This window comes from Stenotrophomonas sp. BIO128-Bstrain (genome assembly GCF_030128875.1).
Lineage (GTDB): Bacteria > Pseudomonadota > Gammaproteobacteria > Xanthomonadales > Xanthomonadaceae > Stenotrophomonas > Stenotrophomonas bentonitica_A.
Genome location: NZ_CP124620.1, coordinates 1,082,332 through 1,104,496 on the forward strand (window position 1 = coordinate 1,082,332; position 22,165 = coordinate 1,104,496).

A 22,165-nucleotide genomic window follows, 5' to 3' on the forward strand; every position below is an offset into this window, starting at 1 on the left:
GCTCCTTTGCCTGTTTCGTGGGTGCAGCTGGGCGTGGCTATTCCGAGAGGCGATCATCCGTGATGGGTGCCTTGTCCCAGGCGCCGTACCGCGGCTTCTTTGCGTCTTGCCTGCGCTTGTGTGCCAGCACATATGGCGTTGGGTCGAAGCCTGGCGGATATGGGCTGCGGGGTCCGTCCAGCGAGTGGTGAAGCAGAGACAGATAGTCTTGGCGCTTGCGCTTGGGACCACGCTTTTTGCGAGTACCGCACGGAGTCGGTGTGCGCCAGAAGTTCTTGATCGTGTCGTTGCTGGTCTTCAAAACACAGTCTTGCTTCGTTAGGTAGCAAAGAGCGTAGCGCAGGCCCACAAGCGCTTCGATGCTCTGGAAGTCTTGCAGCCCAAGTCCATTGAACGGCCAGGAGCGACGGTCCTTGTAGCTGTTGTGGGCGCTGCCGCGATCATGGCCGATGCGCCGCAGCCACATTTCGCAAAGGGCATCGGAGATGTAGTCGACGCTGCGGCTGGTAAGGCCCTGATGATCGCCGTTCAACACCACGAGAAGGTGGAAATGCGTACCGCGGGAGATGCCGTTCTCGCGTTTGATGATGAAGCCCAAGTAGCCGGGGAGCAGGTTGCGCTGGCAGGCGCTGCTACGCAACGAGCGGAGGAAGCCTGTTACTGCCTTGTCTGCGGCCTCGGAGTGGCTGAAGTCCTTCCAAGCGGTACGGAGAGTAAGGTCGATGCGTAGGAAGCAGAGACGGGTGTGCTTGCCGGCAAAGTGATATACGAAGTGACGCGCGCTCTTGAAGTTGTCCTCCTCCTTGCGCGTGTAGGCCTTCACGGCATTGATGTACTTCCAAGATCGGTTCACGCGGCGCACGAAGCGCGCCAGATGGCGCGTCAAGGTGCCGAGCTCAAGGTCATGACTGATGCCACTGCCGTTGACATGGCACAGGGCAGTCCGCGTGGCGTAGCGCTTCATTGAACGGAGCAAAACCGTGATAGCGGGATGGAAGACATGGTTCGCCCAAGCGGCGTTCCAGTGGGGATTGTCGGCATGGACCTGGCAGCACTTAAGAATGCGCATGCCTAGGGACTTGAGCTTGACCGCGGGCAACGACGGGCCCCCCGTGCGGAACGGGGCTCGGATGTCTAAGCAGGGAACACCATCGCCATCAGCAAGGGCGGCATGAAGTTTCAGCAGGCTTTTGCAATGCGTCTTGAAGCGGTGGTCGTCCAAGCCGCCGACCCACTGGTCTCGGTCGGGAAGATGATATTTGACATGCGTATCAAGGATGTCCTGATAGCGGCTTTCGCGCTCGATCACGTCAGCGATCGAGCGCTCAAGAATGGTGGGAGTATTCGCCGCATTGCTGGGGCGTTGGACTTGAGAATGCATGTTCTGTTCTTCCTGTTGCCCGAACGGCGTTGCCTGCAAGGGGGAACAAAGGTTGATGGGGGAAATTGCCCCCTGTTCATTCATCCGAGCTAAATGAAGGGGGGATGTAGCAAGTGGCTTGTTTATCAGTTGAGAAACACGTGCAAACGAGTAGGTAAGAGCGAAACAATTAGCTAATAAATACCGGGTTTCCGTGAAGTACGAAGACCGCTGCATGTATGGGGTCGCGAGACCCGTAATCGGTCAAAGTGGCACAAGCGGTGCAACCGGGACGCGCGTCGACTTAGCGGGCAGACGGACGCTCAGCCACCCACTGGAACACTACGTTCGCGCTCCAAGCCACGGCACGTTTGCCGATCTTCTTCGGCTCAGGAAACTCGCCATCCGCGATGGCTTTGTAGAGCGAGCTCTTCTTCTTCCCCGTGATCTCGCACACCTGGTTGAGGCGCAGCATGGTGTCGGGAGGGTAGGTGCGGGAACCGTCGGTCGGGTAGCTGTGCAGCGCCCAGTTGTTGGCGGGAATGCTTGACATCTTTTACGTGCTCCGTGGGAAGAATCGCTATAGAACACGAAAGATTCAATGTAGGCGACGATTCCGCGGAATGTTCCGAACATTCCGGAAAGGCTCTTGGGCGTTTCGCGCCCCGTGCAACCGTGGGCACCTAGCAGGGCCTCGTCGGACCAGTCGCGGCGCCGCGAGAGGGGTGACGGCTGGTTTCAACTTAAATGGCGGTTACAGAGGGCTCCAGCGAACGGACTGGCGGCCTTCCGCGGCGACGACAGGCAATGTGGTTGCCGGACGGAAGGCTCGCCAGGCTCCTGGTGCTTAGTCCGGTGCGCATTTCGGCCCGCATCTTTCCGGTCAATAGTTGACGCCACTTTGCGTCATCGCGATGAGCTGACGATGGGTGTTGCGCAGCCTACGGGGTTAACTCGACATGCCCACCGACGTCCGCATGGTCAGGGGACCCGCACACTGCAGCTAACGGAATGTTCGGAGCATTCCGCGGAATGTTGGCTTGTCGTTTCGAAGAAGGGTTGAATTCGCGCATTCTTCAATGCGAAGCCTTTATGTCATCGAACAATACGCTAGATCCGGAGTTGCTCGCCGAATTGGTAAGTGACATTGATTGCCTCGGCCTCGAGGTGCTGTACCTGCGTGCGGCCAAGCCGGCCATCCTTGAGGCTGTTAGGGCCCGCAACGTGTCTTTGGACGCGATATGTGCGTCTGTGAACCAGCGACTGAAAGTCCTGCGGCTGACGGTCGAGCCCCGCCACGTCCAAGCGATCCTGGATGAGTTGGAGAAGGCGGCCAAGGCGCCGGACACCGTCTTTGCCGCCTCGTTCCAAGGCCGAGCGCCGCCGAGGAGTGCGCCGCCGTAAGCCGCTCACGCTACTCGCTAACCGCCACGCTGCATGCGCGTTGCGCCTGCTTGCCATGAATAGAGGTATTCCATGCTCGACCCGTTTCCTCACTTGTCCAGGGTATGCCCGATCAATGCCCTTCCTGATCTGCTTTACAGTGCTGCCTGCGAAGTCCGCCGCCTTGAGGACGACGTCCCGGCCGAGTGCCTCCTGATGGATGCCATCGCCGCTTGCGTGGTTCCCGTGCAACGCCTGTATGACGTCGTGGGCCTGGACTATAGGCATATGCCGACGACAATCTTTATGCTGACGCTCGCACCCAGTGGGCGCGGCAAGGGGACCTCGTACCGTGAGTTCTTCAAACCCTTGATCGAGCACAATCGGCAGGCCGGGTTGGTTGCCCGGAAGATCCGCGCGAGTAAGCGTTCGGTTGAGAAAGCGGGCTCGCTCGTAGATGGCCCGGAATTCCAGGAACCAGACGGTCGAATGTTGACAATGATTAGCTACCGCGCACTGCTGGAGTGCCTGGATGGCCGGGCGCGTTCAGTCTGCGTCAACGACGAGGATGGCGGAAGCTTCTTGGAGAGCGATCTGTTTGTCAGGATGGGCGGAAGCCTCACTAAGCTCCACAGCGGTTTCGACTTGGATCACGTCGTTAAGGGCGTGGATCTTGCAGCCATTGATGGCCGTTGTTCGCTCGGGGTTCGCCTGCAGGGTGAGGTGTTCTATCCGGAGATGAAACGCACAAACAATAAGAGCTTTCATCAAGGGATTTGGGGGCGTGCCATCGTGGCTTGCCATGACCCCAAGCGGTTTGGAGCCTGCGATATCAACATGCCGCCAAGCTGGCCGGGGGGCGGACTGAATAAGTTTCATCACCGCTTGCAGGATCTGATGGACGAGGCCGACAAGAAGCAGGCGACGGGCGAGTTGATCAGGGACAAGATTGTCCTCGGAGATGAGGCAAGGGCCTTCATGGCCGAGTTGAAGTTTCGCCTCAAGGGATGGCGTGAAACCTGCTACGACGAGCAGATTGAGCCGGCCGTTAATCGAGCGTGGGAGAACACGCTGAGAATAGCGGCGGTGTTCCAGGTCGTATGCGGAGAGGGCACGGAGATCAGCCTGGAGCTGGTCCAGCGCGCCTGGGCGATCGTGCAGTGGTCGTTGACCCAGCACCAGATGATCTTCGTCGAGGCGGCCCGGCGGGAGTCCACGTCATCGCGGAAAGAAGGTGCCTTCAGCAAGCCGTGGCCCACCCGCATTAAGATTCCCAAGCCCCCTAAATTGCCGCGCCCAATCCAGGACGCCCGGTGGGTCTTGGAGTGCTTCGCGACGGTGCGCGGGACGCTGGGGCACGCGTTGCTCGCCGACGTGATCAGGTTGGCCGGGCTGCGCGGCCCGCGGCTGGAGACCGCTCTGGCATGGTTGAAGGTCAACCAAGTCGTAGAGATTGTTGGGAAGCGTGAAAGCACCCTGATGCGGATCCCTTCTGTCGAGTGACATTCCACTAAGTGCCCCGGGCGTGCTCGGCGATCTAAGCAAATCTGGGACAAGCCCGCTTATGGCCGAAAAGCGGACATCGGGTGCCCGTTCCATTGTTTACGGAAATGGCGAGCCCAAAAATCGAAGTGCAAATGCTCCCGCCGGACACCCACAGGAGGCACTGACTCGGTGCCTCCTGAGCGTCCCGGCGTGTGGCGACATGCGGCATTGGAATGGTCAACCACTCTGGCAAAGGCTGCCCGATGGCGCCGCTGCCTGAGTGGAAGTATTCCCGCTAGTTCGGCAGCGTACGCTGCTTGGCGACATCAAGAAGGCCAGCCATCGCAAACGCGTGCAGGTGCCGGATCAACGCGTGTTGTGGCATTCCCGCGATGATCTGGAGTGGGCCAGGGAGGTTGCTGCCGATCAGCAGCATCAGGCACGGCGCGCCTACTCTGAGCAGGCAGCGCAGCACCGCAGGGTCTTCCTTGGGCAGCCCGGTGATGGCACTGATAATGTCCAGCACATGCGAAAGCTTCGGCGCGATCTCGTCAGTGAACAGCGCCTGCAGATGCGAAGACGGCGAGCCGAGCTCGCGTGCCAGTACGCGCACATGCCAGCCTTCCGCGCTGGTCACCGAACCCACGATGCCCTGCAGCAGGGCCAGCAACCGGTCACTGGGCGCCAGATCGCGCTCTGCCAGCAGTGACAGGTCGGCCAGGCTCACCACGCGGCGATGGGCTTCAGCCAGCACGGCCTGGTACAGCCCGCTGCGGCTGCCGAAGTGGTAGTTGATGGACGCCAAGTCCACACCGGCCTGCTCCGCAATTGCCTTGCCGGTGGTTTCGGCAAACCCCTGCCGGGCGAACAGGTCACCGGCCCCTTCCAAGATCCGCGCCTTGGTGGCGTCTCCGTCCACCCGGGTATAGACCGGACGCGCGACGCAGGTCGGTGTGTCTCCAAGGTCTCTATCTGCTTCCTCCGCATCATGGCATGTCTCCTGTGTCGGTCACGGAGCGAGCAGGCAACTGTGTAGTTAACCTGCTACGAATCCCTAACGGCTTCTCTTTTCCACGCACGCTTTTCATTATGTTCTCGCGGAGGGAGAATTCAGCGCAGTGCGGTACTATCGCCATGACAGCAGGAGAATTTACGTGGCGGTGCCGCAGAACAAGCAAGAGTTGCTGGATGCAATTCGCACGACATATTTGAAGCTGGCTGCTGGCCTTGCAAGCGTGCCACCTGAGCGTGCTCACGAGATGACACTGGAGGGGCATGCGCAGGGGACGCAGATAAGCGTGTCCGATCTGGTGGCCTATTTGATTGGCTGGAATCTCTTGGTGCTGAAATGGTCCGAAGGCAAAGCCAAGGGATTGCCGGTCGATTTCCCTGAAACCGGCTACAAGTGGAACGAGTTGGGTAGGTTGGCAGATAAATTCTATGCCGACCATGCCGGCATTGCGTACGCAGATTTGCTCCGGCAGTTCGCGGATGTGCATGGACTAATCGTGGCCTTGGTGGAGCGGGGGACCGACGCCTCGCTGTACCGCACGCTTTGGTATGAAAAGTATACTCAGGGTCGGATGATCCAGTTGAACACATCATCGCCCTATGCTAACGCGCGGGGGCGACTGCGCAAATGGAAGAAGGCCAACGGTATAGCTTGACGGGGATTCGGTGCATGTTGTGATCCCGTGAGCAGTTCAGCGTGTCGGCTTAGCTCATCGGGAGCGAGGCCTGTGCAGCAAAGCGGGGCTCGCAGGGTCGGCCGGCTCGACCAACCCAGCGCTGCTGCGCAAGGACTACGTTGTGCTAGGTAGATGAAGGCAACTCAGCGTCGCGTGCTGCCTTCGCAGTCCGGGAAACAAGGAGGTAGCGGAGGGCCGGGCACGCCTGGCGGAAGAAGCTGCTAGCCAGCGGTGAAGAGCCATCGGCGCGGCATTGGTCGCCCGCATTGCCCCTGAGCTCGCCATTGCGTTGCGCCTGAGTTGGTCCCACTGACGCAACGACGGGGATGTCCATGACGGTCTTTCACTAGCGCCAGCAGGCAAGGTCAACGCTCCCACGGCGCGTTTTGCCAGCGCCTCAATAGGAAGTCGCTGAATGCCGTCAGCCTGCGCGGCACCGGCTCTCGCCGCGCCCGCACGATGCTGATCGTCGAGGGCGTTGCTTCCCAGTCCGGCAACACGCGCACCAGCCGCCCGTCGCGCAGTTCCTCGTAAATGTCCCAGGTCTCGCGCAGCGAGATGCCCAGCCCGGCCACGCACCACGCATGCAGCACATCGCCGTTGTCACTGCACAGCGTACCGCTGACCGCGACAGGCTTCTCCCGGCGGCCCTTGCGCAGCGGCCAGGTGCTTTGCAGCAGGCCCGGGTAGGCGAACACTAGGCAGTTGTGCCGTTCCAGTTCTTCCGGCTGCGCGGGATTGCCCTGCGCTTCCAGGTAGGCGGGGGATGCCGCCAGGATGCGCCGGTTGTCGGCCACGCGCCGCGCCACCAAACGCGAATCGGCCAACTCGCCCATGCGGATCGCCAGGTCGAGGTCGCCGCTGAACAGGTCCTGCACCTGATCGGACAGGCGCAGGTCGACACCGACCTTGGGATGCAGACGGCAGAAATCATGGATAGCTGGGGCCACGAACTTGCGCCCGAACGGCGTGGGCGCGGTAAGACGGATGGTGCCCCTCAGCTCTTGGCTGCCGCCGGTCGCCAGTTCCTGAACTTCTTCCAGCACCGCCAGGGCCACCCGCGCGCGCTCTGCGATGGCGCGGCCTTCGCCGGTGATGCGCAGATTGCGGGTGTTGCGCTCGAACAGGGTGGTGCCGAGCGCCTGTTCCAGCCGGGCGATTTGCTTGCTGACAGTCTTGGGTGCGAGGTGCAAGTCGCGTGCTGTGGCGGAGAAGCTGCGCCTGTCCACCACATGCACGAACACCGTCAGATCATCGAGATTGCGCAGAGCCATTTGGACAATTCTGGAGAAAGTGTTTGTCTATTGTGGTCATTTAAAGGATATACCGGATTCACCAGAATTAGGCTCCTTACTTCGCATACCGCAACGCGCACGCTCCCGCTGGAGGTGCCCGGCGGGGTGCTCGATCCCCATGCAGGAGCCTTTCGATGACCCAACGCATCCTTTTCGTCTTGACCAGCCACGACCGCAAGGGGCCGGCCGGCGCCACCGAAGCCGCGCCCAGCGGTTTCTATCTGTCCGAGGTCACGCATCCGCATCGGGTACTGGCCGACGCCGGCCATGCGGTCGATTTCGTCAGTCCCCAGGGGGGCAAGACGCACGTCGATGGACTTGACCTGGACGATCCGATCAATGCCGCGTTCTGGAACGATGCGGCGCTACGATGCGCCACCGAAACCACATTGGCGCCGCCGCAGGTCGATCCCGATGCCTACGCCGCCATCTTCTACGCCGGTGGCCACGCGACGATGTGGGACTTCCCGGACAACGCCGAACTGGCGGCCATTGCGGCGCGCATCTACGAGCGTGGCGGCGTGGTCGCGGCGGTGTGCCACGGCCCGGCCGGGCTGGTGAACGTCAAGCTGTCCGATGGTCGTTGTCTTGTCGCGGGCAAGGACGTGTCGGCCTTCACCAACGACGAGGAACGCGCGGTCGGCCTGTACGACGCCGTGCCGTTCCTGCTGGCCGATGCTTTGCAGGAACGCGGTGCCCGGCATGTGCCCGCGTCGAACTTTCAGGTGCAGGTGGTCGTGAGCGGGCGGCTGGTGACGGGCCAGAACCCCGCTTCGGCCAAGGGTGTGGCCGAGGCGATGCTGCCGCTGCTGGTAGCGGCGTCCGTGGATCAGGCCTAAGCCATGAACGAGCGCATACCTTTCGTCATCTACGTCTTCGCGCTTTGCGCGTTCGCCTTGGGTTTCACCGAGTTCGTGACCATCGGACTGGTGTCCACCATCTCCGCCCACCTGCATGCCAGCGTCGCCCAGGTCGGCACGGCGGTCACGGCTTATGCGCTCGGCGCGGTGATTGGTGCGCCGGGCCTGACCGCGCTGGCGACCCGCTGGCCGCGTAAGCGGCTGCTGCTGGTAGCGATGGGCTTGTTCACGCTGGGCAACGCTGTAGTCAGTCTGTCCGATGCACTGACGCCCATGCTGGTGGCCCGCTTCGCCTCCGGCCTGGGACATGGGGTATTTCTCGCCGTAGCATCCAGCGTGGCAACCCAACTGGCGGGCCGGCATCGGGCCGGTGCGGCGGTGGCCGTGGTATTTGGCGGCTTGACTCTGGCCCTGGCGCTGGGCGTTCCGCTCGGCACCTACCTGGGCAGCGTGTTGAGCTGGCAGGTCATCTTCATGGCAGTGGCCGCAAGTGGTGCCATTGGGTTCGTCGGCCTGCTGGCCCTGATGCCGACAGATAGCAACGGTGCCTCGGCGCAGGCCAATGCGATGGATGGCCTGAAAGCCATGTTCAATCCGCGTCTGCTGGCCGGAGCCGGCATCACCGTGTTGGCGTATGCGGGGTCCTTCGCGCTCTACACCTACATTATGCCGATCCTGCTGCAAGTGACGAACGTCAGTGAAAGCACGGCGAGCCTTTTGATGCTGGGCTACGGCGTGATGGCCGCCATCGGCAATGTGTGGGGCGGGCGGCTGGCCGACCGCAAGGGGGCCGACTTTGCGGTGATGACCGTACTGGTCGGCCTTGCCGTCGTTCTGTTGGCGATCTGGGCATCGGCACCGTCGCTGCCATTGATGGTGTTGCTGACCGGCCTGCTGGGTGCGCTGACCTATGCGGCGGTGCCGCCCTTGCAGGCGCGGGTGATCGGGTTGTCGCACATCCACGCGCCGCAGGCACCGGCAGTGGCGGCTGGGCTGAACATCGCCGGCTTCAATGGCGGTATCGCGCTGGGTTCGCTGCTGGGCGGTGCCAGCCTGGAGGCGATGGGGCTGACCAGCACGGCCTGGGTCGGTACGATCGCCGTGGGCCTTGGGATCGTCTGGATGCTCTGGCAGATGCAGCGTCCGGCATTTCAGGCTGAAAGACTTGTGACCTGATCATTCTGCTGGCAACGGTTCGTGCCGGCGTGCGGCGCAGGCATCTAACCCGGCAGGCGCAACAAATGGGGCGATCTTCATGAGAAAGCTCATGGCGCGAGCCCTCGTTTTCCGGTGCGAATTGTGAGAGCCGAAACCGAGCTCTCCTTCATTGGGCTGTTTTTCTGGATTATCTATCCAGTCAGACGCGGATTATCGCTTGGCAGGAGCCGCCTAAGCTCAACTCTCCGTGATTCGTGAAGGAGTTTTTCCATGGCAGACCATTCCATCCGGGGCAAGGTTGTCCTCATCGCCGGCGGCGCCAAGAACCTCGGCGGCCTGATCGCCCGCGACCTGGCCGCGCAGGGCGCCAAGGCCGTGGTGATCCACTACAACAGCGCCGCCTCCAAAGCCGCTGCCGACGCCACCGTCGCCGCGGTGCAGGCCAGCGGTGCGCAGGCCGTGGCGCTGCAGGGCGACCTGAGCACGGCCGGTGCCGTCGAAAAGCTGTTCGCCGATGCAGTCGCGGCGGTCGGCAAGCCCGACATCGCCATCAATACCGTCGGCAAGGTGCTCAAGAAGCCCATGGCCGAGATCAGCGAGGCCGAGTATGACCAGATGACGGCCGTCAATTCCAAGACCGCCTTTTTCTTCCTCAAGGAAGCCGGCAGGAATCTCAATGACAACGGCAAGATCTGTACGATCGTGACCTCGCTGCTGGGCGCCTTCACCCCGTTCTATGCCGCCTACGCAGGCACCAAGGCGCCGGTGGAGCATTTCACCCGCGCGGCCTCCAAGGAGTTCGGTGCACGCGGCATCTCGGTCACGGCCATCGGCCCGGGCCCGATGGACACGCCCTTCTTCTATCCGGCCGAGGGCGCCGATGCGGTGGCCTACCACAAGACGGCCGCGGCGCTTTCGCCCTTCAGCAAGACCGGCCTGACCGACATCGAGGATGTCGTGCCCTTCATCCGCCACCTGGTGAGCGACGGCTGGTGGATCACCGGGCAGACCATCCTCATCAATGGTGGATACACCACCAAGTAGGCATCCATGCCCGCCGCCGGGGCCTGGGCCCGGGCGATAGTTGAACTTTGGAGGGCACAGCCATGCCAGCGTCTGACCTGAAAGTTGAAACCCGCATCGGCGTGAAGCGCAAGCCGCGCCGTATCCTGTCGATCGTCTCCAATACCGCCGAGCTGAAGGGCTTTGCGGTGGGCTTCTTTGGCGAAGAGATGACCCGCGCCTTCCTGATGTTCACAGAAGCCGGGCATCGGGTGGACCTGGCGTCTCCGGAAGGCGGCGAGGTCATGATCGACACGCACAGCGACCCGCGCACGCCCGGCGGCCCCTACGCCGACGACCTGGTCACCCTGGGCTTCCTCCATCACGCCGGGTTTGGCCAGTTGCTCAGGCAGACGCTGCCGATCAGTGCGGTGAACGTGGACGACTACGACGCGGTGTGGGTTGCCGGCGGGGGCGGGCCGCTGCTCACCTTCAAGGACGCCCCGGCGTTGCACGCGCTGATCGCCGACTTCTACGAGAAGGGGAAGGTCGTCGCCTTGATCTGCCACGGCGCTTGCCTCCTGCTCTGGACGCGGCTGTCCGATGGCAGGTTGCTGGCCGAAGGCAAGACCTGGACCGGCTTCAGCGACGAGGAGGAGGACGAGGTCAACAAGGCCTTTGGCATGACCCTGAACGACTACACCATCCAGGGCGAAGCCGCCCGGATCCAGGGCACCACCTACCGCTGCCGGGGCGCGAACGAACCGTTTGCGATCCGCGATGGGCGCTTGATCACCGGGCAGCAGCAGTACAGCAGTGGGCTCACCGCCGAGCTGGTGCTCGATGCGCTGGACGAGTAGGGTCTTTGGGCATGGCGGGCACCGGCATGGGCGGCGCCGTCGGTCTTCTTTGGTGGGTTGCGCGGTCAACAGGAAACAGAGGAGAGGGGACATGCACGTACTGATGGTGATGGCCGCAGGACTGCTCCTGCTGGGCGTATTCGTCCTGTTCGGCTGGCTCTGGGTCGCGAACGCGGCAGGCATGGTGCTGGCGGCCAAGGTCTTCGTGCCGGCCTGGCTGGTCGTGGCCGGTGTCAATATGTGGGTGGGCGTGGCGCATGCCGGTTACAGCGTGCGCGATGAGCTTCCGATCCTGCTGCTGGTCTTCGCGGTCCCCGCGGTTGTTGCCGGCCTCATCGTCTGGCGCCTTTCGCATTCGTGAAGAACAGTATGACAGCCATGTCCAGCAGGCCCGGTTCGGAGCATCCGTTACTCCGCCATCGCGACGGCCACCACGCGCGGGTGACCTACGAAGAGCTGTTCTTTGGTCTGGTCTACGTCTTTGCGGTGACCCAGCTCAGCCACGAACTGCTGCATAACCTCACCGGCGTCGGCGTGCTCGAGACGCTTATCCTGTGGTTCGCGGTCTGGCTGGGGTGGCAGTACGCCTGCTGGGTGACCAACTGGTTCGATTCGGAAACACCGCGTATCCGCGGCATGATGTTCGTGACCATGCTGCTCGGGCTGGTCATGGCGGCCAGCATCCCGATGGCATTCTCCGATCGGGGGCTGATGTTCGCCGGCGCCTACGTGGCGATGCAGGTTGGAAGAACGGCTTTCATCGCGCTGCAATTGCGCGGCGGGCATCCGCTGGCGCCAAACTACCACCGCATGCTGGGCTGGGTGTCGATCTCGGCGGTGTTCTGGATCGCCGGGGCACTGGCGCAGCATGAGGCGCGTGCGCTGTTGTGGCTGGTCGCCGTTCTTTGCGAATACGTCTCGCCCATGTTCGGCTTTGCCCTGCCGGGGATGGGCCGTTCGCACACGCAGGAATGGACCATCGAGGGCGGCCACCTGGCCGAGCGCTGCCAGCTGTTCGTGATTGTGGCGCTGGGCGAGACGGTGCTCGCCAGCGGCGCCACCCTTGCCGCTGCGGCCACCTGGGATGTACCGGTGGTGCTGGCGCTGCTGGCCACCTTCATCGGCACATTGGCCATGTGGTGGCTGTATTTCGGCACGTCGAGCAAGGGTGCGACGGCCGCCATCACACGCTCGGACGACCCCGGACGCATCGGCGCCTATTTCCATTACGTACATGCCATCCTGATTGCCGGGGTCATCGCCTCGGCGGTCGGCAACGACCTGGTGCTCGCCCATCCCCATGCCATCCCGGCCTGGCGCAGACGGCCATCCTGCTTGCAGGGCCGGCGATCTACCTGCTGGGCAGTGCCATCTACAAGCGGGTGGTCTATGGCGTGGTGCCGGCGTCACACCTGGCCGGCGTGCTGATGCTGCTGGCCTTGGTGCCGGTGGCATGGGGCGTGGATTTGCTGGTCATGGGCTGGCTGACCACCCTGGTCGTGCTGGTGGTGAGTTTCTGGGAGGGGCGCCTGCTGCGGGAGCGTCGTCGCAACGACAGGGAATGAGGCGTTTCCCCTAGGGCGGGTTCCCGGCGCGAGCGAGTTTTGTGGGAAAGGATGAATGGACAAACTCGATCAGTACCGCATCTTCGTCCAGGTTGCCGAGATGGGGAGTTTCATCAAGGCCGCCCATGCGCTGGAGGTACCGCGCGCGTCGGTATCGGCGGCGGTGCAGCAACTCGAATCGGCCATGGGCACGCGCCTGCTGCATCGGACGACGCGGCAGGTGCGGCTCACTGCCGATGGCGTGCAGTTGCTGGAGCGGGTACGCCTGTTCCTCTGCGACGCCGAAGACATCGAGCAGCTGTTTCATGCCAGCCAACGCAGGATCTCCGGACGGCTCAACGTGGACGTGCCCAGCCGCATCGCGCGCCGGCTGATCGCCCCCGCGCTGCCAGGATTTCTGCGCCGCTATCCCGGCCTTCAGTTGGCATTGGGCTCGACCGACCGTGCGATCGATCTGGTGCACGAAGGGGTTGACTGCGCCGTGCGGATCGGCGCACTGCACGACAGCAGTCTGGTCGCTCGTCCGCTGGGGCATATCGCCCTGATCAACTGCGCCAGCCCGGGCTACCTGCGTGAGCATGGCGTGCCGGCCGGGCCGGATGATCTGCTCCAGGGCCACCTGTCGGTGGGCTATGCCTCACCTTCCACCGGGCGGGAGCTTCCCTGGGACTACGTTGTGTCGGGCCAGGAACGGCTGGTCGCCGTACCCAGCCGGGTGATCGTCAACAACGCCGAAAGCTACATCGCCTGCTCCGTGGCGGGGATGGGATTGATCCAGATTCCCCGGTTTGATGTCCAGCACCTGCTCGACAGGGGCGAACTTGTGGAAGTCATGCCCGGCTTTCGCGCCGCGCCCATGCAGGTATCGCTTGTCTACCCCAACCGCAGGCAGCGTTCGCGCCGGCTCAACGCGTTCATCGAGTGGTTCGAGGCCCTGGTGCGACCCCACTTGGACCCGTGAGGCCGGGCCAGGTCGGCGATGGGGTGGCCGGAGCCAATCATGGCCGGTTGCGGACGCAGCAGCGATGGACGCGTTGGATCATGCGATACCCACACCGCCGCTCATGAGAGTGGGCCAACGGCAGCGGTGAGCGACCGGTGGGCCTGTGGAGGCGAATCCCAGGGCGCGAGCGGCAGGAATTGAGCCAGCAGTTCATCCACGGTGGCCCGGATCTTTGGTGCGAGGTCGCGGGTCGTTGGCCACAAGGCTTGTATCGGCGTTCCCAGCACGCCCTGAGGTGCCACGACAGCTATTAAGGCGCCGCTGGCCAGCGCATCTGCAACCAGCCAAGTTGGCAGTTGGGCAACACCCAACCCGTCGAGCGCCGCTAATCGGAGCGCCTCCCCGTCACTGACGGTGTGCCGACCCTCGATCATGAGACTTGTTGTGTTCGCAGCGTCTCGCGGCAGCATCCAGGGCATGATGCCACCCGCGGCCGCAAAGGTAAGGCAGTCGTGGGTGGCAAGATCCGCTGCGCATGAAGGTGAGCCGCGCTCCGCAAGATATGCAGGCGACGCACAGGTCACCACACGCTGATGTCCCAAGTATCGCGACGACAAGAAGGCACTGTTACCTGGTTCGCCCAACCGCACCACCATGTCTATGCCTTCCTCTAGGAGATCGACTGCCCGATCGCAAAAGCGCACATCGAGCCGAAGCTTGGGATGCTCTCTTGCGATCTTGAGTAGCTGTGGCATCACCCATCGCCTGCCGAAGCTCGCAGGCAGGCTGATTCGCAGCGTGCCCGCCACCTCCCGTCGACGCGACGCTGCGCGTGATTCGGCCTCGTCCAACTCGGCCAGCACCTTCAGGCAGCTCTGGTAGAAGTCCGATCCTTCTTCGGTGAGGGCCAACCGACGCGTCGTGCGCTCCAACAGCCGGACCCCAAGCCGCTGCTCCAGGGTTGCAACACTCTTGCCGACCGCTGATTTGGTGACGCGCAGCCGTTGGGCGGCAGCGGTGAAGCTGCCGGCATCCACAGCTTGAACGAACATGCTGATGCCTTGAAGGCGCGAAGCGCTGTAAGTGGCCATAGGACTTCTTATTGAAGAGCTGAAGTTTCCATTCTATGGCCTAAATGTACGTCATTGAGAGGTGTATTCGTCAATAGACTGGTGCGCCGCGATGATGCGAGATGCCAGAGGATTGAACATGACGAACACGGTGATGAAAGCCTGGCAGTTGCCAGCAATGGGGATGGCGCGCTTGGAGGTGGTGCAGCGCCCGATACCCGCACCCGGGCCCAATGAGCTGCTGGTGAAGGTCGCTGCGGTATCCCTGAACTATCGGGATGCGCTGGTCATCGAAGGCGCGCTGCTGCCGGTGCCACCTACGATGCCTTTCGTGCCGGTGTCTGACATGGTAGGGCAGGTGGTCGCGGCCGGTTCGGCCACGACTCGATTCAAACCCGGCGATCAGGTGCTGGCCAACTTTTGGACGCAATGGCTTGATGGCCAACCGCCGGCGGCCATGATCCAGCACGGGCTCTCGCTTGGCGGGCCGCTGCCCGGCATGCTTGCCCAGTACGTACTCATCCATGAGGATGTCGCCGTGGCGGCGCCCGGGTCCCTGTCGGACGAAGAGGCCTGCACACTGCCAGTTGCCGCACTTACCGCGTGGTTCGCTCTGGCCGAGGCGGGCCATGTGCGCGCGGGCCAGACAGTCGTGGTGCAAGGCACGGGCGGCGTATCGCTGTTCGGCCTGCAGTTTGCGACGGCCTTGGGCGCCCGGGTCATCGTCACCTCGCGTAGCGACGGCAAACTTAGCAGGGCAGCGGGCCTTGGTTCGTGGGCGACCATCAACACTAGTCAGACGCCGGACTGGGGACGCGCGGTTGTTGAACTGACAGAGGGCGAGGGTGCTGACCAAATCCTGGAGATGATGGGCGGCGACAATCTGGCCCAGTCCGTGCGCGCCGTGGCCGGTGGGGGAAACATCCTCCAGATCGGCTTCATGAAGGGCACGGACATCCGCTTGCCGGCCATTCCGCTGCAGCTCCGTCGCGCCGCATTGCGCGGCGTTTCCGTCGGACATCGGCGATCTTTTGAAGACATGAATCGCGCGATCGACGTCCTCCGGATCAAGCCGGTCATCGATCGGGTGTTTTCCTTCGCTGAGGTGCCGCAGGCATTCGCCCGGCTTAAGGAAGGTCCTTTCGGCAAGGTGGTCATTCGCACTGCATGACAGGGGGCGCCCTAGATCAGGCGGCGGAAGTTGGCCGTCACTCTCTGCCAAGGCTGCGACTGACGCGCGGTCGTCGCCACAGTCCCAGAATGCCTGCATTGCATAATGGAGGGCTTGGTTACGGTCGAGTTTTGGAGGCACCCGCGCCGCTGCAAAAAACCCTTCGATGCTCCAGGAAATGGTACCAGCTCGATCCACAGGCACAGCCTCAGATGAGTAGCCCCGAAGGAGTACAGCGCAAGGTCAGCGTTGTTCATCGGCCAATCGCCAAGGAACTGAGAGAACGACGCTACCAAGGGCAATGCGGCGACGGTCGGTTTGTGGAAGAAGAGTGTTCCCGACACCGGCGGCGGTGGAAGAACCTCAAATCGACGCCGGCATAGCCCGGCCGTGCGGAATGGGATCCGCTCGACTGTGCGAGGACGCTCAGGCAACCACCGGCAGCGTTTTTTGCTTAGCCTCTGGTTGGTCGGTAGGCAGCAAGAAAGGCACTCACTGCGTCTTCGGCATGAGCATCGAGATCGAAGAACGCGATGTTCTCATTTGTACTTGTGAGCCACTTTAGTGTGGGATCGTTAAGAACGAGACTGAAGTAATGTCCCGTCGCCTTTGCTGGACACTCAATAGTCAGGAGGCCCTCCGACATCCAGTGACGCAGGGCATCCTGGAATGCCCTGCGGTGCGGATCTACAGATTCAGTCCAGAACTTGCCCGTTAGCCCGACTATTGTCGGATGAGGGGCGATCAGCATTCGATAGATGCCGAGTGAGGGGGGGCTAAGTGCCGCTCCCAACAGTCGTCTCGCGATGCGTGTGAGGCTCTCTCGCACGTCTCCGCCTTGAGTTCCGATCACTTCTGCGGGTCTGGGGAGCTCGTTAAAGAGCGCAGTGAGGCACTCGGCGAAAAGGTTCTCCTTGCTCTTAAAGTGTGCGTAGATGGTCGCTCGCGTCACTTGCGCCGCGGCGGCGATGTCCTCCAGCCTTGTTCCAAGATAGCCAAAGCTCGCAAAGTGCTGACAGGAGGCGCTTAGAACTGCCTGAGCCTTCGAGCTGCCAGCTCGACGGCCAGGCCTAGGGAGACGCAACGCGGGCTGACTTATCAAGGTGAGTTCCACGACATGTCCTGGGCGGTCGAGTTCTAGCAAGGAGTCAGAATGCCCCGAAGCACATTCTTCAAGATGTTCACGTCAAATTGATCTTTCACCTTCGGATTCCTAAGGACTCGTGCCTGTAGACCGTCAAGCAGGGCGGCGACGATTTCACAGCGAGAGGCCATCTCTGGCGAGTCACTCCCAAAGAGCTCATAGAAAGATCGGCGGACGTCCTCATCGCTGCGGGCTACCTGCTTCGCGATTTCCTCGTTGCGTGCGGCTTCTGCAAGGATCTCCATCGTAAGACCCGCATTTCCGGCGGCGAGGTAGCGCTCCGCAGTTTTGCTGGTCTCTTCGACAATGGCCGAGACCACATCTGTGACTGCCAAGCGGTCCTTCACGGCGTTCACCACGGCAGCGAGTTCGCCCTCTTCCTGAGCCACCAAGCCAGCGACGATGTCTTCTTTCCGGGCGAAGTAGTGATAGATGTGTCCTGAGCTCATGCCCGCACGAGCGGAGATCTTCGACATGCTGCTCCGGTGGAAGCCGTTCTCCCGGAAGCAATCCGCAGCAGCCTTCAGCACCTGTGCCTTTCGCTGCTGTGTTCTCGCTGATTCTTTCTCTACTGGCACTTAGGGCCCTCCATCGTTGCCCATGATCCGTGGAAGCATAGCAAAAATAGGTCAATCAATCTAGATTGGTCGTTCAACCTACGTTTAGCGTCCTGCGAGTTAGAATTCGCGCTGAATATTAGGTCGGCCAACCTACCTAACATCCTGCTCACTCTTCCCCCCTCCTCAGGTTCCTCTATGACCTTTCGACGTCCCCACCCGGCGGCTGTGGTCGCTCCTGCCTTGATCGCAGCAATCCTACTCACTGGTTGCGGAAATGGCTCGGCGCCCAGTCCAAACGCGCCACCTGCGCCTGAAGTGAGCATTCACACTGTGGCAAGCGAAAAAGTGACGCTCGAAGCTGAGCTGCCCGGTCGGACCGCGCCCTTCCTCGTCGCTGAGGTTCGCCCTCAGGTCGGCGGGATTATCCAGAAGCGAACTTTTGAGGAGGGAAGCACGGTCACTGCCGGCCAGACGCTCTACCAGATCGATCCGGCGCCCTTTCAGGCGACGCTCGCGCGCGCAGAGGCAAGCCTTCAGTCTGCGCGCCTGCTTTCGCAGAGGTACGACTCTCTTGCTGGCAGCCAGGCCATCAGCAAGCAAGCGCAGGACGAAGCCCTATCGGCATACCGACAGGCTACGGCCAGCGCGCAGTCGGCGCGCATCGATCTGAACTACACCCGGGTCAATGCGCCTATCAGTGGCCGAGTAGGGCGGTCCACTGTGACCCAGGGCGCGCTGGTGTCTGCAAGTCAGGGACAGGCCTTGTCCACCATCCAGCAGCTCGATCCGATCTACGTTGACATTGTGCAACCGTCAACCGAAGTGCTCCGACTGAAGGAAGAGATCGCCGCAGGCACTCTGTCCATCAATGCAGAGGGCGCGTCCGAGGTCTCTTTGGTCCTGGAAAATGGTAAGCCCTACGCTCACCGCGGCACTCTGAAGTTCTCTGAAGTCAGCGTCGATCCGGGCACGGGCGCGGTAACGCTGCGTGCGCTGTTCCCGAATCCGGACTCTCTCCTCCTGCCGGGCATGTTCGTGCGCGCCTCTCTGCACGAGGGCACCCGACCAGACGCCATCTTGGTTCCGCAGCGGGCGATCACTCGAGACACGCAGGGACAAGCGGTTGTTCTCACGGTCGATGAGAAGAGTGTGGTCCATCAGGCGAAAGTTCGCGTCGAGCGGGCCATTGGCGACAAATGGTTGATCTCTGAGGGTCTGAAAGTTGGCGACCGGCTCATCACCGATGGTCGCCAGAACGCCATTCCAGGCAAGACAGTGTCTGTGACCACTGCAGATAAGGCATCCCCCTCCGCAGCCGCAGCAGAATAAGAAAGGCAATCATGTCAAAGTTCTTCATCGACCGTCCGATCTTTGCGTGGGTGCTAGCGATCGTCGTCATGATCGGCGGCGCTCTTGCAATTCTGGGGCTTCCGGTCAATCAGTATCCATCGATCGCGCCCCCGGCGATCGGCATCATCGCGGCCTACCCGGGTGCCTCTGCTCAAACCGTGCAGGACACAGTCACTCAGGTGATCGAGCAGCAGCTCGCGGGTCTGGATGGACTGCGTTACATCCGATCCGAAAGCAACGCCGACGGAAGTGTGACTATCGTGGTCACGTTCAATCAAGGCGTTGACCCGGACATTGCCCAGGTCCAGGTGCAGAACAAGCTGTCGCTTGCGACCCCGATGCTTCCCCAAGCCGTCCAACAGCTCGGGTTGCGTGTGGTGAAGTATCAAGTCAACTTCATGGTCATTGCCGGCTTGGTCTCCGAGGACGGCAGCCTCGACAACTTCGCATTGGGCGACATTGTCTCCTCGCAGCTGCAAGACCCCTTGACCCGTACCCAAGGCGTTGGTGACTTCATCAACTTTGGTGCCCAGAACTCCATGCGCGTCTGGCTCGATCCGTCCAAGCTTTATGAATTCGGATTGATGCCCAGTGACGTCATGGCCGCAATCGGTGAGCAGAACGTACAGGTCTCTGCGGGTCAGCTTGCCGGCCGCCCCTCCACAGCTGAGGCGGCGACCAATGCGACCGTCTTGGGTAAGTCTCTGTATCAGCATCCCGATGAGTTCGAGAACATTCTGTTGAAGGTGAACACGGACGGGTCGCAAGTCCGCATCAAGGATGTCGGTGAGGTTACGCTGGGCTCTGAGAGCTACTCGATCAGTTCGATGTATGACGGCAAACCAAGTGCAGCGATCGCGCTGCGGCTGGCCAGTGGTGGGAACACGATTGAAGCCGTCAATGCGGTTCGAGAGGCGCTGAAGACGCTTGAGCCGACCTTGCCGCCGGGGGTCAAGGTCGTCTATCCCTACGACACTGCGCCTGTGGTGAAAGAGGCGATCAGTGGCGTCGTTCACACGCTGATCGAGGCAATCGTCCTCGTTTTCATCATCATGTATTTGTTCCTGCAGAACCTGCGTGCGACGTTGATACCTACTCTGGCGGTCCCTGTTGTACTGCTGGGCACCTTTGGCGTTATGGCAGCGTTTGGATTCTCAATCAACACCCTGACGATGTTTGGTCTTGTCTTGGCCATCGGCCTGCTTGTCGACGATGCCATCGTGGTGGTCGAGAACGTCGAGCGGATCATGGTCGAAGAGGGCTTGGATCCCGTTGCCGCAACCAAGAAGTCGATGGATCAGATCTCGGGCGCTCTGGTCGGAATTGGCCTGGTGCTTTCAGCCGTGTTTGTTCCGATGGCGTTCTTCGGTGGTTCGATCGGCGTGATCTATCGCCAGTTCTCTCTGACGATCGTGACTGCGATGGCGCTCTCCGTCATCGTCGCGCTGGTGTTCACGCCTGCTCTGTGCGCGACCATGCTCAAGCCGGTGCACGGCACACATCAGAAGACGGGCTTCTTTGGCTGGTTCAACCGAACCTTTGACAGAGGTGCGGACAAGTATGAGCGTGGAGTCCAGCACATTGCGACACGCCGCGGGCGGTATGGCTTTGTCTTCGTTGGCATCGTCGTTGCGCTAGCGGCGCTGTTCCCACTGATGCCAACGTCCTTCCTGCCAGACGAAGATCAAGGCCAGATGATGGTTCAGCTTGAGTTGCCTCCCAACAGCACTGCTGCTCAAACCGAAGCAGTTCTGCAGGAAGTGACCAAGTACTTGAAAGAGGACGAAGCAGATATGGTCGCTTCCGTTTTCGGCGCCAACGGCTTCAGCTTTGCCGGGCGGGGGCAGAACAGCGCCATTCTCTTTGTTCGACTCAAGCCTTGGGAGGAGCGCCACGGAACGGTGTTTGAGTTGCAGGGTAGGGCAATGCAGCGCTTCTCGAAGATCAAAGAGGCACAGGTCTATGCGTTCGTACCGCCTGCCATCATGGAGCTTGGTAACGCAACCGGGTTCAATCTATTCATCCAGGACTACAGCGGGCTCGGCCATGAGCATTTGATGCAGGCACGAGGTCAGTTCCTGGGAGCAGCCGCGCAACACCCAGCTCTCGCCATGGTGCGCCCGAACGGAAAATCTGACGAGCCACAGTACCAAGTGGCAATCGATGATGAGAAGGCGAGAGCGCTTGGTGTGACTTTGGCTGACGTCAACTCGACAATGAGTGCCGCGTGGGGTTCCGCCTATGTGAATGACTTCATCGATCGCGGCCGAGTGAAGCGCGTCTACGTGCAAGGCATCCCGGAGTCGCGGATCACGCCGGATGATTTCAACAGGTGGTTTGTCCGAAATCGCCAGGGAGAGATGGTGTCTTTTGCGGCCTTTGCAACCGGATCTTGGGTCTATGGTTCACCCAAGCTCGAGAGGTACAACGGCGTACCAGCAATTGAGATCCTGGGTGAGCCGGCGCCTGGGCACAGCTCGGGCGAAGCGATGGCCGCCATCGAGGAGATCGCTGCGAAGCTACCGCCGGGCGTGCAGATCGCGTGGACGGGTTTGTCGTACGAGGAGCGTCTCTCCGGCTCTCAGGCGCCAGCACTCTATGTACTCTCCATCATCGCGGTCTTCCTGTGCCTGGCGGCTCTGTATGAGAGCTGGACCATTCCATTCTCGGTCCTTCTCGTGATTCCGATTGGCGTGATTGGCACCGTTGTTGCTACGTTGGCACGTGGCCTGGACAACGACGCCTTCTTCCAGATCGGTCTTCTTACGACGGTGGGACTCTGCGCCAAGAACGCGATCCTGATCGTAGAGTTCGCAAAGGACCTCTACGAGAAGGGTGGACGGTCGCTGGTACAGGCTGCTGTTGAGGCATCAAGGTTGCGTTTGCGCCCGATCATCATGACATCGCTGGCCTTCACCATGGGCGTGATCCCCTTGGCTATCTCCACTGGTGCCAGCTCGGGAAGCAAGCATGCGATCGGCACCGGCGTCATTGGCGGGATGGTGACTTCAACACTGGTGGCAATCTTCTTCATCCCGCTGTTCTACGTCGCCGTGACCGGATTCTTCACGCGAAAAAAGAAGAGTGATGCGGACTCAGAACATGTTGACCATACATAGAACGTTCCTGTCACTGAGCCGACAGGTCGTCTAGGTCGCTCCCCGGCCTAGCCGCTGCTTGCAACGAGCAGCCGCCGCCAATTGGCGGTTCGCTGAGGGCGCCTCTCCGAGGCGTCCTCAGCCCATTTCATTCTGAGCGCTGACCGCAAGGT

General features: G+C 61.6%; 18 protein-coding genes and 1 pseudogene. 13 read left to right on the top strand and 6 right to left on the bottom strand.

Translation table 11 applies throughout. The features are described from left to right. Positions 1–37: 37 nt before the first annotated feature. Positions 38–1,381, bottom strand: coding sequence for an inovirus-type Gp2 protein (locus tag POS15_RS04855; RefSeq protein WP_284129095.1), 1,344 nt, complete (start codon positions 1,379–1,381; stop codon positions 38–40). Positions 1,382–1,664: 283 nt separating this feature from the next. Next, positions 1,665–1,913 carry an AlpA family phage regulatory protein gene (locus POS15_RS04860; RefSeq protein WP_284129096.1) on the bottom strand — a complete coding sequence of 83 codons (249 nt, stop codon included), beginning with the start codon at positions 1,911–1,913 and terminating at the stop codon, positions 1,665–1,667. Positions 1,914–2,371: 458 nt separating this feature from the next. Between POS15_RS04860 and POS15_RS04865 the strand changes: the two genes are divergently transcribed. Together POS15_RS04865 and POS15_RS04870 are read left to right on the top strand one after the other, a co-directional pair. Beyond that, positions 2,372–2,764, top strand: a complete 393-nt coding sequence (locus tag POS15_RS04865; protein WP_284129097.1) for a hypothetical protein — start codon at positions 2,372–2,374, stop codon at positions 2,762–2,764. Positions 2,765–2,836: 72 nt separating this feature from the next. Then, on the top strand, positions 2,837–4,246 hold the full coding sequence (locus POS15_RS04870; RefSeq protein WP_284129098.1) for a DUF3987 domain-containing protein: 1,410 nt from the start codon (positions 2,837–2,839) through the stop codon (positions 4,244–4,246). Between the two features lie 277 nt (positions 4,247–4,523). On the opposite strand, the gene POS15_RS04875 is transcribed toward POS15_RS04870, so the two are convergent. Beyond that, positions 4,524–5,147, bottom strand: coding sequence for a CerR family C-terminal domain-containing protein (locus tag POS15_RS04875; protein ID WP_284129099.1), 624 nt, complete (start codon positions 5,145–5,147; stop codon positions 4,524–4,526). A 235-nt stretch (positions 5,148–5,382) separates the two neighbouring features. Between POS15_RS04875 and POS15_RS04880 the strand changes: the two genes are divergently transcribed. Beyond that, positions 5,383–5,895 carry a ClbS/DfsB family four-helix bundle protein gene (locus tag POS15_RS04880; protein ID WP_284129100.1) on the top strand — a complete coding sequence of 171 codons (513 nt, stop codon included), beginning with the start codon at positions 5,383–5,385 and terminating at the stop codon, positions 5,893–5,895. 386 nt (positions 5,896–6,281) lie between these two features. Here the strand turns inward: POS15_RS04880 and POS15_RS04885 are convergent, their stop codons facing one another. After that, positions 6,282–7,190 (bottom strand): LysR family transcriptional regulator, encoded by a 909-nt coding sequence (locus POS15_RS04885; RefSeq protein WP_180889541.1) that lies wholly within the window; start codon positions 7,188–7,190, stop codon positions 6,282–6,284. 155 nt (positions 7,191–7,345) lie between these two features. On the opposite strand from POS15_RS04885, the gene POS15_RS04890 reads away from it, so the two are divergent. The 7 genes and pseudogenes from POS15_RS04890 to POS15_RS04920 all read left to right on the top strand — a co-directional run bounded on the left by POS15_RS04890 (position 7,346) and on the right by POS15_RS04920 (position 13,617). Next, positions 7,346–8,050 carry a type 1 glutamine amidotransferase domain-containing protein gene (locus POS15_RS04890; protein ID WP_284129101.1) on the top strand — a complete coding sequence of 235 codons (705 nt, stop codon included), beginning with the start codon at positions 7,346–7,348 and terminating at the stop codon, positions 8,048–8,050. Positions 8,051–8,053: 3 nt separating this feature from the next. Then, positions 8,054–9,247: an MFS transporter gene (locus tag POS15_RS04895; protein WP_284129102.1), complete on the top strand. Its 1,194-nt coding sequence runs from the start codon at positions 8,054–8,056 to the stop codon at positions 9,245–9,247. Between the two features lie 252 nt (positions 9,248–9,499). Further along, positions 9,500–10,273 carry an SDR family oxidoreductase gene (locus POS15_RS04900; RefSeq protein WP_284129103.1) on the top strand — a complete coding sequence of 258 codons (774 nt, stop codon included), beginning with the start codon at positions 9,500–9,502 and terminating at the stop codon, positions 10,271–10,273. A 62-nt stretch (positions 10,274–10,335) separates the two neighbouring features. After that, positions 10,336–11,091: a type 1 glutamine amidotransferase domain-containing protein gene (locus tag POS15_RS04905; protein WP_284129104.1), complete on the top strand. Its 756-nt coding sequence runs from the start codon at positions 10,336–10,338 to the stop codon at positions 11,089–11,091. A 91-nt stretch (positions 11,092–11,182) separates the two neighbouring features. Next, a complete protein-coding gene (locus POS15_RS04910; protein WP_284129105.1) occupies positions 11,183–11,452 on the top strand; it encodes a hypothetical protein in 270 nt (89 codons plus the stop codon). Between the two features lie 17 nt (positions 11,453–11,469). After that, positions 11,470–12,656 (top strand): annotated as a pseudogene (locus POS15_RS04915) (low temperature requirement protein A). A gap of 55 nt (positions 12,657–12,711) precedes the next feature. Continuing rightward, on the top strand, positions 12,712–13,617 hold the full coding sequence (locus POS15_RS04920) for a LysR family transcriptional regulator (protein WP_284129106.1): 906 nt from the start codon (positions 12,712–12,714) through the stop codon (positions 13,615–13,617). A 101-nt stretch (positions 13,618–13,718) separates the two neighbouring features. On the opposite strand, the gene POS15_RS04925 is transcribed toward POS15_RS04920, so the two are convergent. Continuing rightward, positions 13,719–14,690, bottom strand: coding sequence for a LysR family transcriptional regulator (locus POS15_RS04925; protein WP_284129107.1), 972 nt, complete (start codon positions 14,688–14,690; stop codon positions 13,719–13,721). A gap of 118 nt (positions 14,691–14,808) precedes the next feature. Between POS15_RS04925 and POS15_RS04930 the strand changes: the two genes are divergently transcribed. Further along, the gene (locus POS15_RS04930) at positions 14,809–15,840 is read left to right on the top strand and encodes an NAD(P)-dependent alcohol dehydrogenase (protein WP_284129108.1); all 1,032 of its coding nucleotides are present in this window, start codon (positions 14,809–14,811) and stop codon (positions 15,838–15,840) included. Positions 15,841–16,977: 1,137 nt separating this feature from the next. On the opposite strand, the gene POS15_RS04935 is transcribed toward POS15_RS04930, so the two are convergent. Then, on the bottom strand, positions 16,978–17,562 hold the full coding sequence (locus POS15_RS04935) for a TetR/AcrR family transcriptional regulator (RefSeq protein ID WP_345782481.1): 585 nt from the start codon (positions 17,560–17,562) through the stop codon (positions 16,978–16,980). Positions 17,563–17,859: 297 nt separating this feature from the next. Between POS15_RS04935 and POS15_RS04940 the strand changes: the two genes are divergently transcribed. Further along, positions 17,860–18,873, top strand: a complete 1,014-nt coding sequence (locus POS15_RS04940; protein WP_284129109.1) for an efflux RND transporter periplasmic adaptor subunit — start codon at positions 17,860–17,862, stop codon at positions 18,871–18,873. An 11-nt stretch (positions 18,874–18,884) separates the two neighbouring features. Next, entirely contained in the window at positions 18,885–22,013 is a 3,129-nt protein-coding gene (locus tag POS15_RS04945) for an efflux RND transporter permease subunit (protein WP_284129110.1), read from the top strand. Positions 22,014–22,165: the final 152 nt, after the last annotated feature.